A 17,415-nucleotide genomic window follows, 5' to 3' on the forward strand; every position below is an offset into this window, starting at 1 on the left:
GGCCGGGCAATGGAGGGGGTGCAGTGAATTGCCGGGGAATTCAGGGAGCGGCGGTGTTCCGGGTCTGCTGGTGACGGGGCGCTACCGATTGGTCGAGAGTATCGGCCAGGGGGGAATGGGGCGGGTGTGGCGGGCCGTCGACGAGATACTCGACCGGCAGGTCGCGGTGAAGGAGATGCGCATCGACGGCCTCGACCCCGAGGACGGCCGCACCCGCCGGGAACGCACCCTGCGCGAGGCCAGGGCCACCGCCCGCATCGACCATCCCAACGTGGTGCGCGTCTACGACGTCGTCGACGAGGGTGAACGCCTGTGGATCGTCATGGAGTTGGTGGCGGGCCGCTCCCTGGAACGGGTCATGGCCGAGGAGGGCCCGCTCACCCCGCGTGAGACGGCCAGGGTCGGTCTGGGGCTGGTGGAGGCACTGCGGCAGGTGCACGCGGGGGGCGTCCTGCACCGGGACATCAAACCGGGGAACGTGCTGGTGGAACGTGGCGGCCGGGTCGTCCTCACCGACTTCGGCATAGCGGCGATCCAGGACGCCAAGGCGTTGACCATGGTCGGCATGCTCGTCGGCTCGCCCGACTACATGGCCCCCGAGCGCATCTCCGGCCGCCCGCAGGGACCGCCGTCGGACGTCTGGTCCCTCGGCGCGACCCTCTGCGCGGCCCTGGCCGGCCACTCCCCGTTCTCCCGCGACACCACCCTGGCCACCCTGCACGCCGTCCTCTACGAGGAGCCCCGACTCCCCGCCGCGGCGGGCCCACTGACCGAGATCCTCCGCACCCTCCTGACCAAGGACCCGGCATCCCGCCCGTCCCTACCCGACCTGGAATCCACCCTCCACCCCCTGGCCTTCCCGGAAGAACCACCGACCCGCCCCCTGTACCCCGGCATCTCCGCCGAGGGGCCGGCCGAGTCCGGTGGCCGGCCGGGTGCGTCGGGGGGCGGACAGGGTGTTTCCGCCGGTGGGGCGGGTGGGTCTGGGGGCGGGCAGGGTGTTTTCGGTGGTGGGGCGGGTGGGTCTGGGGGCGGGCAGGGTGTTTTCGGTGGTGGGGCGGGTGGGTCTGGGGGCGGGGCGGGTGTCGCCGCCTTTGGGCCGGGTGAGTCTGGTGACAGGGCGGGTGTCGCCGCCTTTGGGTCGCGTGAGTCTGGGGACGGGCAGGGTGTCTCCGGTGGTGGGCCGGGTGAGTCTGGTGACGGGGAGGGTGTTTCCGCCGACGGGCCAGGTGTGTCTGGCGGCCGGCCTGGTTTCTACGGCGGCGGGCCTGGTGTTTCTGACGGTGGGGCGGGTGTCGCTGGCGGGGAGCTCGGCGAATCCGCCGACGGGCCCGGTGTCTTCGGTGCTCCGCCGGGTGGCTGTGGTGCCTCGCCGGGTGGCTCTGGTGCCCCGCCCGGTGTCTTCGGTGCTCCGCCGGGTGGCTCTGGTGCCCCGCCCGGTGTCTTCGGTGCTCCGCCGGGTGGCTCTGGTGCCCCGCCCGGTGTCTTCGGTGCTCCGCCGGGTGGCTCTGGTGCCTCGTCCGCTGGCTCCGGCGTCCCGTCCGCTGGCTCCGGTGCCACGTCCGCCGGCTCCGGCGATCCTTCGCAGGTGCCGACCGAAAAGGGGCCGGGGCTCACCTCCCGGCTCCGGTCCGTGGCGGTCCCCGCGGGGCCCGCCCGTCGCCGGTCGAGCCGTAGGGGGCGGATCGTGGTCGGCGTCGGTGGTGTCGCCGTGGGGATCGTCGTCGCGGTGGTGCTGGTCGTGGCGCCCGGCTCGGGGGAGGGCGACGGGCGGGCGGCCGGTGGCTCCTCGGCGGAGGGGGCCCCGACCCCCTCCGCCGGCGGCAGCAACTCGCCCACCGTCGAGGGCACGTCCAGGCCGCCGAGTCTGCCGCCCGGCGCGCACCAGGAGGCCGGGGGGTTCGCCTGGGCGACGCCCAAGGGCTGGCGGCGGGACGTGCAGACGGGCGCGGAGGTGCACTACACCTCCCCCGACGGCACCCAGGAGCTCGTCGCCAAGTCCTCCCTGGCCCGCGGCGACCTGATGGACACCTGGCGGACCTCCGAGCAGAACGCCCACGAGGGCCGCGACTACCGCAAGATCCGCCTGGAGGAGACGACGTTCCGGGGCCGCCCGGCGGTCGTCTGGGAGTACACCTTCACGCTTCAGGGCACCCGCTGGCATGCCCGGTTGCTCGGCTTCGACCAAGAGGGGAAGTCGTACCAGATCAACACCTGGTACCAGCCGGAGGCGGAGGCGGATGCCCTGAAGACGTACGACAAGGTGAAGGAGAGCTTTACGGTGTGGTGAGCGTCTCCGAGCCGTCCTGCGCCCGTGCGGCCCTGTCCTTCGCCATCTTCTCCTTCACGAGGGCGACGGCGACGACCACCGCGGCCACGAGCACCGACAGCAGCACGGTCGTACGCCCGCTGCTCTCGCCCTCGGTGTCGGTCAGCATGTAGCCGAGCACGAACACGATCAGCGCGGCCGTCGCCCAGGTCAGATACGGGTACAGCCACATCCGCACGACCAGCTTCTCGGGCGCCTCCCGCTGGATGATCCGCCGCATGCGCAGCTGCGAGAAGCAGATGACCAGCCACACGAACAGGGCCACCGCCCCGCTGGAGTTGACGAGGAAGAGGAAGACGGTGTCCGGGGACAGATAGTTGAAGAAGACGGCGACGAAGCCGAACACGACGGAGGCGAGGATCGCCGGCATCGGCACGCCCCGGCTGTTGACCCGCGCGAACGCCTTCGGCGCGTCACCGCGCCGGCCGAGCGAGAACGCCATGCGGGAGGCCGTGTAGAGGCCGGAGTTGAGACAGGACAGCACCGAGGTCAGCACGATGAAGTTCATGATCTGACCGGCGTGCGCGATGCCGAGGGAGTCGAGGGCGGCGACGTAGGAGCCCTGTTCGGCGATGGACTTGTCGTCCCACGGCAGCAGCGTGACGACGACGAGGATCGAGCCGAGGTAGAAGACGCCGATCCGCCAGATGATGCTGTTGGTGGACTTGGTGACGGCCCGCTGCGGGTCCTCGGACTCACCGGCCGCGAGGGTCGCGATCTCGCTGCCCATGAAGGAGAACACGACGAGCAGGACGCCGGTGAGGACGGCGCCGGGGCCGTTGGGCAGGAAGCCGCCGTGCGAGGTGAGGTTGCCGAGGCCCGCCTTGTCGCTGTCGACGCCGGGCAGCACGCCGAACACCGCGAGCCCGCCGACGACGATGAACGCGCCGATCGCCACGACCTTGATCCCGGCGAACCAGAACTCGAACTCGCCGTAGGAGCCGACGGAGACCAGGTTGGTGGCGGTCAGCACCACCATCACGATCAGCGCCCACCCCCACTGCGGTACGGCGGGGATCCACCCTTCGAGGATCTTCGCGCCGGCGGTGGCCTCCACGGCCAGCACCACGACCCAGAAGAACCAGTACAGCCAGCCGATGGAGAAGCCGGCCCAGCGGCCGAGCGCCCGGTCGGCGTGCGCGGAGAACGACCCGGAGGTCGGGTTGGCCGCGGACATCTCCCCGAGCATCCGCATCACCAGCACCACGAGCGTGCCGACGAGGGCGTACGAGAGGAGGATGCCGGGCCCGGCGGTGGCGATTCCGGAACTGGATCCGACGAACAGTCCGGCACCGATGACACCGCCGATGGCGATCATCGACAGATGCCGGTTCTTGAGACCTGCCTGGAGGCCGGAACCGGGATCTCCGGGGCCTCCGTGGCCGCGGTCGGCCTTGGTGAGGGTGGGCTGTGAAGTCATGGGACGCCAGTGAAACGGAGGTGGATGGATTCTTGAACCTATGATTCCGGATCGTTACTTGAGGTTTTCCTGAGGTTCCATGGTTCCAGCGGGGTTCTCGGGCCCCGACACCCCGGGCTGCTACCCGGCAACACGCATGACACACTCATCCCATGCGCGTGTATCTCGGCTCGGACCATGCCGGCTTCGAACTCAAGAACCACCTCGTCGAATGGCTCAGGGCGGCGGGCCACGACCCGGTCGACTGCGGCCCGCACATCTACGACGCCCAGGACGACTACCCGCCCTTCTGCCTCCGCGCCGCGGAGCGCACGGCCGCGGACAAGGACGCCCTCGGCATCGTCATCGGCGGCTCCGGCAACGGTGAGCAGATCGCGGCGAACAAGGTGAAGGGCGTCCGTGCGGCCCTGGCCTGGAGCGAGGAGACCGCCTCCCTCGGCCGCCAGCACAACAACGCCAACGTCGTCGCCGTCGGCGCCCGTATGCACTCCACCGAGGAGGCGACGAAGTTCGTCGAGACCTTCCTCGGCACCCCGTTCTCGGGTGACGAGCGCCACATCCGCCGCATCGACATGCTGGCCGACTACGAGACGACCGGCGACCTCCCCGCGATCCCGGCCCACCACCCGCAGCAGGACTGACCGCTCCGCAGGGGGGCTGGAAAGGAACAGGGACCGTGCCAGAGGGGCACACGATCCACCGGCTGGCGTTGGACTACGCCGACCGTTTCTCCGGCACGGCACCACGCGTGACCAGCCCCCAGGGCAAGTTCTCCGACGCCGCCGCACTCCTCGACGGCGCCGGACTCACCCGCACCGAAGCCCACGGAAAGCACCTCTTCCTGGGCTTCCGCGACGACGACTGGATCCACATCCACCTCGGCCTCTTCGGCAAGGTGGCCTTCGGCGACGCCCCCGCGCCCCCGCCCACGGACACCGTCCGCCTCCGCCTGGCCAACAGCACCGCGTACGTCGACCTGCGCGGCCCCACCACCTGCGCCCTCGTCACGGGCGCCGAGAAGCAGGCCATACACGCCCGCCTCGGCCCCGACCCGCTGCGCGCCGACGCCGACCCCCGAGCGGCCTACGCCCGCGTCTCCCGCAGCCGCACGACGATCGCCGCCCTCCTCATGGACCAGAAGGTCATCGCCGGCGTCGGCAACGTCTACCGCGCCGAGGTCCTCTTCCGGCACCACATCGACCCGTACCGCCCCGGCAGGGACATCACGACCGCCGAGTGGGACGCGATCTGGAGCGACCTCGTCGCCCTCATGCGCGAGGGCGTGCGCAACAACCGCATCGACACCGTCCGCCCCGAACACACCCCCGAGGCGATGGGCCGCCCGCCCCGCGTCGACGACCACGGCGGCGAGGTGTACGTCTACCGCCGCACCCAGCAGCCCTGCCACCTCTGCGGCGACGGGATCCGCACCGCGGACCTCGCCGCCCGCAACCTCTTCTGGTGCCCGACCTGCCAGAAGAACTGAGGCAGAGCCAAGGACCCGGGCGGCTCTAGAAGCCGTGCGGCAGCCAGGGCGCCACCGGTGAGCCGAAGCCGACGGCCGCCTCCGCCAGCGCCCCCTGCCGCAGCTCGCGCACCCTCCCGGCCGCACCGAGCGCGGCCAGGCCCACCCCGCCCAGGTACGCCGCCCCCAGCTCCCGCACCGACAGGGCGAGATCGGCCGGGTCCGTCGTACGCGCGCACACCGCGCCCTTCGGGTCGCCGGACAGCCGCCAGCGCCCCGAGTTCCACGGACAGAAGGCGTCCTCCACCTCCAGCACCACGTCCACCGGCGCCTGGTACGTCCGCGCCTGAAGCGCCGCACCCACGTCCACCAGCCGTACGTACAACGCGTCCCGCACCCGCAGCCCGCACCGGCGGATGTCGGACACCTGGTACTGCCACGCCTCGTCCAGCGGCCGCCCGCGTACCTTCAGCGAGGTCGTCAGGTCGATCCCGAACAGGAACCGCCACAGGGCCGCCTCCGACACCGGGTCGACCCCGGCCAGGTCCTGCAGCAGCACCTGCCCGTTGTGCCCCGCGTCCGTGTACTCGGGCCGCACCCGGTAACGGGCGTACCCGGTCACCTCTCCGTCCCGCTCGGCCAGCACACACTGCAACGGCGAGGCCCCGTCCTTCTCGGCCTCCGCCTCCATCACCCACAGCCGCTCCCAGCCCGGCCGCCGGTCCAGCATCCCCGGCCGCCCGGCCACCGTCCGCGCGTACACCGCCTCGCACGCGTCGAGCCCGGCGCGCGGATCGACGTACCGCAGCCGTACGCCGTCCGTGCCGGCCGGGACGGACAGCCGTACCCGACCGGTGTCGATCTCGGCATGCAGACTGAAAGTCGCCGCCGCGTACCCGAACCGGCCGTAGATCACCGGCTCCGAGGCGGTGAGCACCGCGAGCGGCTCGCCCCAGGCCCGTACGTCGTCCAACTGCCGCCGCATCATGGACGTCAGCAGCCCACGCCGCCGGTGCGTGGCGCTCACCCCGACCATCGTCACGCCCGCCGTCGGCACCGAGGCCCCGCCCGGCACGGTCAGCCGGAACTCGAACGCCCCCGCCGTGCCCACCGGCTCCGCCCCGTCCCAGACGCCGACCGACCGCTCGCACGGTGTGAGCTCCGACCACAGCTGCCGTTCCTCGGCCGACTCCGGGACCCCGCCGAAGGCCCGCAGCAGGGTGTCGTACCACTGGTCCCACTCGTCCTGCCGCAGCACCCGCAACTCGGCAGCGGAAGTCACGGAAGAGGTCGCGTGGCCCGTCTGCCCTGTGGGCCCTGTCGGCGTCGCCCGAGTCGTCATGCATCCATGCCTAGCAGTCCAATGCGGGACGAGCCAGGGAATTTCTCCCTCCGCGCCACGTGAGCGCTTTCCATGAAGTTCACTGTGAAGTTGAACCTCGGACGGGGGACAAGTGGGACCTCCCGTGCCAAGCGGTGGGTTGGATGGATAGGGTCCCGAACTAATGGCAGAAGGACGACAGCGGCGCGCGGAAGCCGAGACGTTGACGGCCCGGTTGAAGCATCTGATGCACCGGGTCCGCACCGGCGTGCGCCGAAGCGCCGTCGACTACTTCCGCGGCGACGGATCCGACTGGATCGCGCTGGCCTTCCTGCTGCTCACCGTCCCGGTCATCGCGGCCACCACCCTCGCCAACTCGGTGTGGTGCTCACCCGCCGCCCTGGTCCTGCCGATCGTCGCCGGCGGCCTGCTGCTGCGCCCGTCCAGCCTGCTCGGCCTGTACGCGGCGGCGGCCACCGCCCTGATCGTGGAGTCCGTCCAGCTCGGCCCCTACACCCAAGGGCCCTCCAGGGTCACCCCGGGCGTGGTCCTGGTCGTCGCCGCATGCGGTTTCTTCGGGCTGCTCATCGCCCAGTTCCGCAGCCGGGTCGGCGTGCCCTGGCGGCGCGGCGGCACCATGCTCTTCGACCTGCGCGAGCGCATCCGGGTCCAGAGCAAGCTGCCCAAACTGCCACCCGGCTGGCACCGCGAGATGGCCCTGCGGCCGGCCGGCGGCCAGTCGTTCTCCGGTGACTTCGTCGTCGCGGCCCGCACGAACGGCGGCCGCACCATGGAGGTCGTCCTCACGGACGTCTCCGGCAAGGGCATGGACGCGGGCTCACGAGCCCTCCTGCTGTCCGGCGCCTTCGGCGGCCTCCTCGGCTCCCTGCCCCCGCACGCCTTCCTCCCGGCGGCGAACGGCTACCTCCTCCGCCAGGACTGGGACGAGGGCTTCGCGACCTCCATCCACCTCGTCCTCGACCTCGACTCCGGCGACTACGAGCTCTACTCCGCCGGCCATCCGCCGGGCCTCCAGCTCAGCGCCGGCAGCGGCCGCTGGGAGGAGAAGGCCGCCGAGGGCCCGCTCCTCGGGGTGTACGAGGGCGCCCAGTTCGACCCCGTGAAGGGCTCCCTGCGCCCCGGAGACGTCCTCATGCTCTTCACCGACGGCCTGGTGGAGACCTCCGACCGCGACATCGTCGAGGGCATCGACCGCCTCACCGGTGAGGCCGACCGCTATGTCGCCGGCGGCTTCCAGGGCGCCGCCTGGCACCTGATCGAAGCGGTCGCGAAGGACGTCAACGACGACCGGGCCCTGCTGCTGGTCTGCCGCGAAGGCCCGACGGCGACCTCGGCGACGATCATTCACTGAACTTTGATCCGCAATGTCCGGATATCATCCGCGACTTGCTCATCCGTTTGTGCCACCCCTGTAACTACCGCCGCTTCGCGATTGCATCGGCAATCGAGGACTTGCTACAGATGAGATGCGTACGGACGTGACAGGCAGACCTCACCGGGGGAGGCGAGTTCGACATGAAGTTCGACATGGGTGCGCAGACGTTGTCGTCGTTGCAGCGTGATTCGCGTGGGTCGAGTGATGATCTGGGGTCGTTGATCAAGCAGTTGGTGCAGGCGGCGACGCCGTTGGAGGGAAAGTTCAACGGTTCGGGTCGGGTGATGTTCGATCAGTTCAAGGCGCGTGCCGACCAGATCACGGGCGACCTGAACGCCTCCCTCGCCGCGATCCTGGGTGGTCAGTCGGGGATGGACTCGGCGTTCTCGTCGGGTGATCAGGAGCAGGGTGACAACGCGCGGCAGCAGATGTCGGCGGCGAACTTCGACGCGGCGCGGTTTGGCGCGCGCTGAGTCCGGGTTTCAGTTCGGTCCGGTTTCTTCGGCTTTGACGGGGAGTGGTTTGTGATGGCTGGTGCGGGTTCGGATCGTCGGTCGTACGACACGGGTGCGTCGGCGGATGCGCAGGGGAACATCCAGGCGGTGGTGGCGCGGCTGGAGGAGGTGATCGGTCAGCGTGACCGTCAGGTGAAGGCGGCGATGGCGGACTTCACGGCGGATGGTGTGGCGGAGGAGTACCACGGCAAGGAGCAGCGGTGGAACCGTGCGTCGAATGAGGTGCGGAACATCATCACTTTGCTGAAGACGACGTTGGAGCAGAACGACGGTACGGCGCAGTCGACGATCCAGCGGGCGAAGGCCGCGGTCGACAACATCGGCTGACGGACGAGAACGACGGGGGTTTGACGGATGCCGGGCTGGGATCTGAAGCCGCAGGGTATTTCGGGTGTGCTGAAGACGACGGGTGAGACGGCGTCGAATCTGCAGAAGCACGCGACGGCGTTCGGTGAGCATCTGACGTCGGCGGCGTCGAGCGCGGGGACGATCTCCGCGGATGCGCCTGCCGCGGGTGGTGAGCAGGCGCAGGGTGGTCTGGTCGCGCTGGCGTTGTCGCAGTACGCGGAGCGGGCGTCGAAGGATCTGTCGTTCGTGGCGGCGCGTGCCGGCAAGTCGTTGCAGGGCGTGGTCGACGCGACGACGGCTTACCTCAACGGTGACGAGCAGATGGCGCTGGAGGCGCAGCGCAACACGTTGAAGGCGCCGAAGCTGGACATGCCGGGGACGGGCAAGGCGTGATCAAGCCCGACGAGATCCCCCAGTTCACCGGCGACCTGGCGCAGCTGGAGCTGGACCACGCGGATCTGAAGAAGGACGCCGGCCACGTCCGGGACACGGGCAAGGACGTCAACACCCAGTTCCAGGGCCTGTCGGCGTTCTATCACGCGCCCGAGGCCGAGCAGCTCTTCGCCACCACCAAGCCCGTGCAGGACCGGGCCGACGACTTCGCGACGGACCTGGAGACGGTGTCCTCCGCCCTCTCCTCCTACAGCACCGAGATCCGGCCCCTCGTCTCCAAGCTCAAGGAGCTCAAGACCAAGGCGCAGACCTTCGTCGACTCGGTCAAGGACGACGACGAGTGGGAGTACGACGGCGACAAGGTCGACGAGCACAACCGGATCCGGGACGACATCACCACCACCGTCGCCGCGTTCTGGGCGGCCGAGCGGACCTGCCACAACAAGATCACGGCGATCTGGGGCGGGACGCAGATGGTCGCGGGCGACGGCTCCGACCGCAAGGACCAGTACGGCTTCAACGCCGAGGACCTCAAGAACGCCAAGCTTCCCTGGGGTGACCCGGTGGAGGAGAAGCACCACTGGTACGAGGTCGGCCACTGGGTGAAGTCGTTCGTCTGGGACGGCCTGATCGTCGATGGCATCTGGGGCACGATCAAGGGCCTGGGCACGCTGGTCGGCTTCGGCGGCTGGGACGCGATGGGCCAGGCGTGGAAGGGCCTCGCCCAGCTCGCGACGGGGCTCGCCCTCGCCTCCATCCCCGGCGTCGGTACGGCGTTCTGGCTCCTCCCGGACGACAAGCTGCCCTCCTGGATCCGCGACTCCCGTACGGCGATGAAGGAGACCGGCAAGGCGCTGGTGGCGTGGGACGAGTGGGGCAAGAACCCCGGCCGCGCGGCCGGAGCGGTCACCTTCAACGTCCTGACCACCGTCTTCACGGGTGGTGCGGGAGGCGCGGCGGCCGGGGCCGGCAAGGCGGGCGCGGTCGCGAAGGCCCTCTCCATCGCCGGCAAGGCGGGCAAGGTCATCGACCCGATGACCTACATCGCCAAGGGTGCCGGTGCCGGGCTGTCGAAGATCGGCGACATCGCGAAGGGCCTCAAGGGTCTCGGCAAGATCGACATGCCCACGCTTCCGGACGGTTCGGTCCATCTTCCCGACGGCCGTCTGCTGGAGCCGAACGGCAACCTCGTCTCGCCCGACGGCACCATCGACACCACACCGGTGCCGCACGAGTCCGTCCCGGCGTCGTACCAGACACCCTCCGGGCTCCCGTCCCACTGGACGATCCAGACCCCGGACGCGACACCGTCGTACGCGGGCGCGGCCCATACGGCCGACAGCGGGGCGTACGCCGGGACGCACGCGACGTCCGACGGCGTCCACGGCGGCACCCCGCACTCGACGGGCACGGGCACGGGCACGGGCAGCGGGACGTACACCGGCGGCGCGCACGCCACGTCGGACGGCATCCACGGCGGGCTCCCGCACAGCACGGGCGACGCGGTGTCGGCGGGTACGCACTCCGGTACGACCCCGTCGGCCTGGTACCACGACACTCCGGCGACCGGTGCGACGCACGACGTCCCGACGACCACGCCGCACGACACCCCTGCCGCCACGCCGCACACGGGCGGCCACAGCCCCGACGCGCCGCACGGCACCGGCCACGACACCCCCGACGGGCACCCGCACGACGGCTCCCACGGCGCCGGCCACACCGACGACGCCTCCCACGGTGCCGGGCACACGGATGACGCGGCGCACGCCGGTGACCACGCGGACGCCTGGGACCACGTGGACGTCGGCGACGGGGCCGTGGACGCCGGTGCCCATCACGGTGCTGATGTTCCGGTCACGTCGGGCCACCCGGGCGCGGACGTGCCGGGACACCCCGGGGCCGGGGAGCCGTTCGAGTACCAGCCGGCCATGTCGGACACGGCGTTCGACGCCCTCAGCGACGCCGACAAGCACGCGGTGGCCGAGGCCGAACTGGCGCGCGGCACGAACCCCGGGCCCAGTGTCACCGACGACGCGGGGCTGGCGTACGGCAACTCGTACTGGAACAAGTTCCTGGACGATCTGCCCCCCGAGTCGCGGGAGGCGCTGAGGACGTACAGCGGCAACGAGTACGACCTGATCAACGGCCACCTTCGCTTCGGCGGCGGTCTGGACGACTCGCTCAGGCACACCATCGACGAGATGGACCGGGTCATGGACACCCGCCCGGTGCCCGAGGACATCATGGTCGTACGTGGCACCGGGGTCGACCACGTCAAGGTCGACGGCCTGCCGATCGACTCACCGCTCGACATGCTGGGCGGGACCTTCGACGACAAGGCATTCACGTCCACGGCGCTCGGCAGGACACCGCCACCCCCGTTCGACGGGAAGCCCGTGTGGATGCACCTGCGGGTGCCGAAGGACACGCCCGCCCTGTGGATCGACCATCTCTCCAAGTACCCCGGGGAACGCGAGCTGCTCCTCGCCAGGGGCTCCGAGTACAAGGTGACGCGTGTGTTCTTCGACGAGGCGCACGACAAGTGGCACATCTACGGAGAGGTCCTGCCGAGGCCGAAGCCGTAGTGGCGGCCGCGTTGAGGATCAAGCAGAGTCAAGGGAACCTGGATTTCATGAGCAGTGAACGACCGATCAACCCGCGCTTCGACGAGGACGTGCACTTCGACCTCGTGGCGCCGGGGCCGGCGAGGTACCGGACGCGCACCGACAAGCCGGTGCGGTACCTGACGGTGGTCGACAAGGAGGGCGGCGCGGTCCTCGGGTACGTGTGGGCGAGCGACGAGGACGACGCCGCCGCGTGGGTACCGCGCAGTGCCGCCGGAGGCCGGGCCCTCGCCGAGGGCGGTCACTGGCACGCCCGGCTGCAGGAGGCCAAGGGGCGGGGCATTCCGCCGTCCCAGGCCCTCGCGGAGATCCTGGCCACCCCGGAGGGCAACCGAGGACGGGCCCTGCCCGCCCCCCTCACCGACGCCCCGAACACGGACGCCGTCAAGTCCCTCGCCAAGGGTGAGTAGAGAGCAACCGCTCCCGGTACCCCTCCCCGACCCCCGCCACCCGCTCTGGTACTTCCCCGTCGCCGCGCCCGACGGGGAGGTCGTCGGGTACGTGTGGGCCGATCACGCCGCGGGGGAGGTCGGCTGGGTGCGTCGTGCCGCGCGGAGTTCCCGGGTGCGGGAGCTGGAGGAGAAGTGGTCGCGCGAGGTGTTCGAGGCCGGACAAAGGGGTGTCGCGCCGGTCGTCGTGGTGGCGGGACTCGCCCGGGCGAAGGGCGCCGGCACGGTCGTCGGTGCCTCCTCGACGGACGTCGTCGAGGCAGTCGCCCGTACGGTCACCGAGGCTGACGACCAGCGGCTGCTGGACCAGCTCCACCGCGATGACACCGGAGCCTGGCGCGAGCTGGCGGACGCCTTCGACGCGCTCACCGAGGAGGACCGCCGGGTCGAGTGGGTCGGCGGCGGGCAGCAGCCGAACGGGACGTACCACGTGGCGTATCCGCGCTACGGCCGGGCCCTGCTCCGTGCCGTCGCCGCGCTGCGCACCGTGGGCGCCGTCACGCCTGAGCACCGGTGGGCGGAGTGTCCGCTCCCCAGGCCCTCGCCCGACGGCCGGCTCGCCCCGGCGGACGCCGTGCGCGCCGCCACCTCGGTGGTGGTCGGGGAGCGGGCCTGCGACGGCATGATCGCCGACGCGGCGAAGGACGGCCTCCTGGACGCGATCGCCGTCTCCCTCCGCGCCTGGCACGCACGACAAACCCGTCGACCCCCGCACGACCTACGGAGAACACCCACCCCATGACCACCCCGCCCCAGGGCAACCCCTACGCCACCACCGCCCCGCAGACCGGTCCCAACCCCTATGCCCAGCAGGGTGGTTACCCGCAGACGGCGCCCGTACCACCGCAACAGGCCGCCCCGTACGGGTACCCGGCACAGGCCGCCCCGTACGGGTACCCGGCACAGGCCGGTCAGCCGGGGTACCCGGCGCAGGCGGCCCACCCCGGCTACGCGGCACACCCCGGCCACCCCCAACCCCCCGCCCCCACGTGCATGTTCTGTGGAGGTTCGCCGGCCGTTCACGTCACCTTCCGGGCCCACCGGGGGCTCCTGATCCTCATGACGTTCGGGAAGCGGAGCGGCATGATGTGCGCGACCTGCGGGCTCGCGGTGTACCGGGAGCTGACCACGCGGACGCTCTGGCAGGGCTGGAGCCCGTTCTCGCTGTTCCTGTTCACGCCGTTCACGGTCGTCCACAACCTCTTCGTCGCCCGCAAGGTGAAGAAGCTTCAGGCCCCGGCGCCGGGGCAGCACGGGCCACAGGTGGATCCCGGTGTGCCGGTGCACCGGCGGCCGCTCGCGTACGTCGCGCTCGTCCCGGTGCTGTGGGTGCTGTTCATGATCGTGACGGGGCTGACGCAGGGATCGTGAGAGGGGCGGCGCAGGCACGGTGACGCAGGCGGCGGGGAAGGACGAACCCGCACCCCGGGTGTACGCCCCCGCCTCCCGTGCCTTATGTTGCACGGGCAAAGTAAGGGGGAGTTTGCATGCCGCACCACGGGCACCAGGGAAGGCGCGCGCCGTGAGGATGAGCCTCGCCGAGGTCGAGGCCCTCGCGTGTGCCGCGCACGCCGAGCAGACGGACAAGGCCGGACGGCCGTACACCGAGCATCTGCGGGCCGTCGCCGAGGGCGTGCGCGCGCGGGGCGGGGGCGAGGAACTGATCGCCGCGGCCTGGCTGCACGATGCCGTGGAGGACGGAGTGCTGAGCGAGGAGTGGCTGGAGACGGCCGCCCTCGACCGGCGGACCAAGGACGTCGTACGGGCCGTGACCAAGCGGTCCGGTGAGTCGCCCGAGGCGTACGCGGGGAGGATCCTGGCGACGCCGGGCGCCCGGCTGGTCAAGACGGCCGACCTCGCCCACAACGCGGACCCGGACCGGCTCGCGGTGCTCGACGAGGCGACCGCGCGGCGACTGGAGCGGAAGTACAGCGCCATGAGGCAGTACCTCGGCCTCACCCCGCACGACTGACGGCACATCAAGAGCCAGTACCTACAGGACGACGACGAATGGCACGGGACTACGACAGCCAACTGCTCGAGTCGGTGGCGGTGCGACGGCGCCGGATGCGCGACGCGCTGCTGTTCGGCACCCAGCGCGGCCGGCGGACGCTGGACGAGCGGCTCGGCAAGGTGTTCGCGGGCATCGCGATCGCGGCCGTGCTCTGCGCGGGCTGCGTCGGCTGGTCCTTCCTCCAGGCCACTCTGGCGAAGCAGAAGGCCGAGCAGGAGAAGCAGCAACAGCAGCAGGGGCAGGTGTACGACCCCGCGAGCAGCAGCCCGTCCGCCGGCGCAAAGGGGGAGAAGCAGTGAAGAGGTCGAACATGGGTGACGGGTTCATGGCAAATGCGCCCGGTGGCCGAAATGACGCGATGATAGGTTCCGGTGAGTGGTGAGCACTGCAACGACGTCCCGGACTCAGCTCAGCCGTATCACCCTGATCGGTGAACGGCGGCGCGCCGACCTGGTCCTGCCGTCGGACACGCCGATCGGTCAACTGCTCCCCGACATACTGCGGTTGCTCGACGACCGGGTGGCCACCCGGCCGACCACCCGCCAACTGGTCACCTCCGACGGCTCGGTGCTGCCGAACGACGCCACCCTGTCCTCGGCGGAGGTCGCCGACGGCGCCGTACTGCAGCTGGTGCGGGCGCATGCCGCGCCCCCCGCGCCGGTGGTGCACGACGTGACCGACCAGGTCGCCGACGACCTCGACCTGCGGTCCTGGCGCTGGCGCCCGGCCGCGCGCCGGGTCAGCGCCGGCGTCGCCACCTTCGTCTTCGCCGTGGCCGCCGCCGTACTGGCCCGCCGCGAGTTCGCGCCGGAGTCCGTCGCCACCGTGCTCGCGGTCGTCACCGTGGTGTTCCTGCTGGCCGGTGCGGTCGTCGCGAAGGTCGGCGACGGCAACCTCGGTCTCGCCACCGCGCTGCTGTCCGCATCCGGCGGTCTCGGTCTGCTCACCGCGTGGACCGCGGCCGACGCCTACGACTGGTCGGGCGAGGCACGACTGGCCGGTGTGGTCGCCGCGTCGGTGCTCACCCTGGTGCTGCTCGCCTATTTCTCGCCACTCGGCCGGGGCGGGCTCATCGGGGCCGGCGCGGCCGTCGCCATGGCCGCGGTGTGGGAGGCCGTCGCCGCCGTACAGGACCGGCCGGACCGGCTCGGTGCCGTGATGACCGTGTTCTCCGTGGTGCTGCTCGGGATGCTGCCGCGGCTCGCGCTGATGGCCTCCGGGCTCACCGGTCTCGACGACCGGCGGTCCTCGGGTGTGTCGGTCAGCCGGCACGAGGTCTCCAACGCGCTCGCCGCCACGCACCGCGGGCTCGCCCTGGCCACCGTGGTCACCGCCGCCTCGGCCGCCGCCGGCGGCTGGCTGCTGACCACCGCCGACGAGCCGACCGTGTGGACGGTGACCCTGGCCTCGCTCACCGCCGTGGTGCTGCTGTCCCGGGCCCGGGCCTTCCCGCTGGTCGCGGAGGTCGTGGCGCTGTTCGCCGCGGCCGCCGTCCTCGTCGTACGCCTCGCGGTGCTGTGGCTGGACCACGCCGGGGGTGCCGGTGCGCTCGCCCTGCTGGGAGCCGCGGCGCTGCTGCCGCTGCTGGTCCTCGCGATCGAACCGCCCGAGCACGTACGGGTCCGGCTGCGGCGGCTGGCCGATCTCATCGAGTCCCTCGGGGTGATCGGGCTGTTCCCGCTGGCCGTCGGCGTGTTCGGCATCTACGGGCAACTGCTCGACAAGTTCTGAGGAGAAGGGCGACATGCCGAGCGGTGAGAACTGGCAGAACGACGTGCTGCGCGACCTGAGGGGCGGCGCGGCACCTCAGCGGCCCCCGGCGGAGCAGGACGACTCCGCACCCCCACAGGCACCGCAGCCGGGCGTGCCCGCACAGCAGCCTCCGGCGCCGGGCGCCCAGAGCGCGCAGAACATCCAGAACGCCTCGGCGGAGACGCCCGGGTACGGCCACCCGCACCAGCAGCAGCCGGCACCCGCCTACGGCTACCCCCAGCAGCAGCCCGCCCAGCCCTACGCCGCCCCCTCGGCCCAGCAACCTCAGCAGCCTTACCCCCAACAGCCTTACTCCCAGCAGCCGTACGCCGAGCAGCCGTACGCCGAGCAGCCGTACGCCGAGCAGCCGTACGCCGAGCAGCCGTACGCCGAGCAGGCCGCGCCGCAGGCGGCCGTCGCGGGCACCGCCGCGCGCCGGGCCGCCCCCGACACCCGTCCCGTCGTGGACAAACGGCTCGCCGCCGTCGGGCTCAAGCCCCGCCGCGGGGAACCGTTCGCCGCCCGCGCCCTGCGCGCCGTACGCCGTACCGTCTCCTCCTCCGCCGCGCGCGAGGTCGCCGAGACCACCGCGACCGCCGAGGTGCTCCAGCGGCCGGTCACCACCGGCCGGCAGATCGCCGTGACCTCCATCCGCGGCGGCTCCGGCAAGACCACGATCGCCGCCCTGCTCGGCGCCACCTACGCCCACTACCGCCAGGACCCGGTCCTCCTCGTCGAGGCCGACCCGGCGCTCGGCTCGCTGCCGCTCAGGCTCGGCGCGGAGAGCCTGCGCTGGACCACCGGCGACCTCGCCGCCCTCGTCGAACCGCAGATGTCACTGCTGGACATCACCGGATACCTGGTCCAGCTCCCGGAGAACGCCTGGCTGCTGCCCGGCAGCCAGGGGCAGGTCGGCGCCATGCTCGACACCAAGGGTTACGAGCGGGTCATGGTGTCGCTGCGCCGCTACTTCGGGGTGACCGTCGTCGACTGCGAGACCCTGCCCGCCGAGGTGGCCCGCACCGCGCTGTCCGCCGCGCAGGCCCGGGTGCTCACCGCGCCGGCGACCCTGGAGGGCATCGCCAGCACCCGCTCGGTGCTGGAGTGGATGCGCGCTCTGCCCCGGGACATCACCACGTCGACCGTCGTCGTCCTCACCGAGACGGCCCCGCACCCCCGTCTCGACCTGGACAAGGCGGTCGAGCAGCTGAAGGCGACCGGGGCGAGCGTCCGCGTCCTGCCGTACGACCGGCATCTCGCGGCCGGCGGCGCCATCCGCACCGACCTGCTCGCCCGTGCGACCCGGCAGGCCGCCACCCGGCTGGCCGCCGAGGTCTTCGAACTGTCCCACAAGCGCCGTTGATCCGCCTCGAAGGGACCCCACGAAGG

Annotated in this window: 17 protein-coding genes; 15 read left to right on the forward strand and 2 right to left on the reverse strand. The window is 71.4% G+C overall.

The features are described from left to right. Window positions 1–115: 115 nt before the first annotated feature. Window positions 116–2,290, forward strand: a complete 2,175-nt coding sequence (locus ACIRF9_RS02115; RefSeq protein WP_403816078.1) for a serine/threonine-protein kinase — start codon at window positions 116–118, stop codon at window positions 2,288–2,290. On the opposite strand, the gene ACIRF9_RS02120 is transcribed toward ACIRF9_RS02115, so the two are convergent. Then, window positions 2,277–3,749 carry an amino acid permease gene (locus tag ACIRF9_RS02120; protein ID WP_403814895.1) on the reverse strand — a complete coding sequence of 491 codons (1,473 nt, stop codon included), beginning with the start codon at window positions 3,747–3,749 and terminating at the stop codon, window positions 2,277–2,279. The two genes, ACIRF9_RS02115 and ACIRF9_RS02120, sit on opposite strands and share 14 nt — an antisense overlap. Window positions 3,750–3,901: 152 nt before the next feature. On the opposite strand from ACIRF9_RS02120, the gene ACIRF9_RS02125 reads away from it, so the two are divergent. Continuing rightward, window positions 3,902–4,390: a ribose-5-phosphate isomerase gene (locus tag ACIRF9_RS02125; protein ID WP_403814897.1), complete on the forward strand. Its 489-nt coding sequence runs from the start codon at window positions 3,902–3,904 to the stop codon at window positions 4,388–4,390. A gap of 35 nt (window positions 4,391–4,425) precedes the next feature. Next, window positions 4,426–5,235 (forward strand): Fpg/Nei family DNA glycosylase, encoded by an 810-nt coding sequence (locus ACIRF9_RS02130; RefSeq protein WP_403814900.1) that lies wholly within the window; start codon window positions 4,426–4,428, stop codon window positions 5,233–5,235. 25 nt (window positions 5,236–5,260) lie between these two features. On the opposite strand, the gene ACIRF9_RS02135 is transcribed toward ACIRF9_RS02130, so the two are convergent. After that, on the reverse strand, window positions 5,261–6,496 hold the full coding sequence (locus ACIRF9_RS02135) for a GNAT family N-acetyltransferase (protein ID WP_403814902.1): 1,236 nt from the start codon (window positions 6,494–6,496) through the stop codon (window positions 5,261–5,263). Window positions 6,497–6,719: 223 nt separating this feature from the next. Between ACIRF9_RS02135 and ACIRF9_RS02140 the strand changes: the two genes are divergently transcribed. From ACIRF9_RS02140 to ACIRF9_RS02195, 12 genes are all read left to right on the forward strand, one after another. Then, on the forward strand, window positions 6,720–7,907 hold the full coding sequence (locus tag ACIRF9_RS02140) for a PP2C family protein-serine/threonine phosphatase (protein ID WP_403814905.1): 1,188 nt from the start codon (window positions 6,720–6,722) through the stop codon (window positions 7,905–7,907). Window positions 7,908–8,071: 164 nt separating this feature from the next. Beyond that, the gene (locus ACIRF9_RS02145; RefSeq protein WP_403814908.1) at window positions 8,072–8,404 is read left to right on the forward strand and encodes a hypothetical protein; all 333 of its coding nucleotides are present in this window, start codon (window positions 8,072–8,074) and stop codon (window positions 8,402–8,404) included. Between the two features lie 54 nt (window positions 8,405–8,458). Beyond that, the gene (locus ACIRF9_RS02150; RefSeq protein WP_403814909.1) at window positions 8,459–8,773 is read left to right on the forward strand and encodes a pore-forming ESAT-6 family protein; all 315 of its coding nucleotides are present in this window, start codon (window positions 8,459–8,461) and stop codon (window positions 8,771–8,773) included. A 27-nt stretch (window positions 8,774–8,800) separates the two neighbouring features. Further along, window positions 8,801–9,187, forward strand: coding sequence for a DUF6507 family protein (locus ACIRF9_RS02155; protein ID WP_403814912.1), 387 nt, complete (start codon window positions 8,801–8,803; stop codon window positions 9,185–9,187). Continuing rightward, window positions 9,184–11,772: an ADP-ribosyltransferase gene (locus tag ACIRF9_RS02160; RefSeq protein ID WP_403814915.1), complete on the forward strand. Its 2,589-nt coding sequence runs from the start codon at window positions 9,184–9,186 to the stop codon at window positions 11,770–11,772. Before ACIRF9_RS02155 ends, ACIRF9_RS02160 begins: the two co-directional genes overlap by 4 nt. Window positions 11,773–11,819: 47 nt before the next feature. Further along, window positions 11,820–12,221, forward strand: coding sequence for a hypothetical protein (locus ACIRF9_RS02165; protein WP_403814918.1), 402 nt, complete (start codon window positions 11,820–11,822; stop codon window positions 12,219–12,221). After that, window positions 12,214–13,002 carry a DUF6508 domain-containing protein gene (locus tag ACIRF9_RS02170; RefSeq protein WP_403814920.1) on the forward strand — a complete coding sequence of 263 codons (789 nt, stop codon included), beginning with the start codon at window positions 12,214–12,216 and terminating at the stop codon, window positions 13,000–13,002. Before ACIRF9_RS02165 ends, ACIRF9_RS02170 begins: the two co-directional genes overlap by 8 nt. Beyond that, entirely contained in the window at window positions 12,999–13,631 is a 633-nt protein-coding gene (locus ACIRF9_RS02175) for a hypothetical protein (protein ID WP_403814922.1), read from the forward strand. The genes ACIRF9_RS02170 and ACIRF9_RS02175 overlap by 4 nt, the downstream gene beginning before the upstream one ends. 157 nt (window positions 13,632–13,788) lie before the next feature. Next, window positions 13,789–14,232, forward strand: coding sequence for an HD domain-containing protein (locus ACIRF9_RS02180; protein ID WP_403816081.1), 444 nt, complete (start codon window positions 13,789–13,791; stop codon window positions 14,230–14,232). A gap of 38 nt (window positions 14,233–14,270) precedes the next feature. After that, complete coding sequence (locus ACIRF9_RS02185; RefSeq protein WP_403814924.1) at window positions 14,271–14,573, forward strand: hypothetical protein; 303 nt, start codon at window positions 14,271–14,273, stop codon at window positions 14,571–14,573. Between the two features lie 76 nt (window positions 14,574–14,649). Continuing rightward, a complete protein-coding gene (gene eccD, locus ACIRF9_RS02190) occupies window positions 14,650–16,005 on the forward strand; it encodes a type VII secretion integral membrane protein EccD (RefSeq protein ID WP_403814925.1) in 1,356 nt (451 codons plus the stop codon). 13 nt (window positions 16,006–16,018) lie between these two features. Next, window positions 16,019–17,389 (forward strand): hypothetical protein, encoded by a 1,371-nt coding sequence (locus tag ACIRF9_RS02195; RefSeq protein WP_403814928.1) that lies wholly within the window; start codon window positions 16,019–16,021, stop codon window positions 17,387–17,389. The last annotated feature ends 26 nt before the right edge of the window (window positions 17,390–17,415 follow it).

Source organism: Streptomyces sp. NPDC096132 (assembly GCF_044763345.1).
GTDB lineage: Bacteria > Actinomycetota > Actinomycetes > Streptomycetales > Streptomycetaceae > Streptomyces.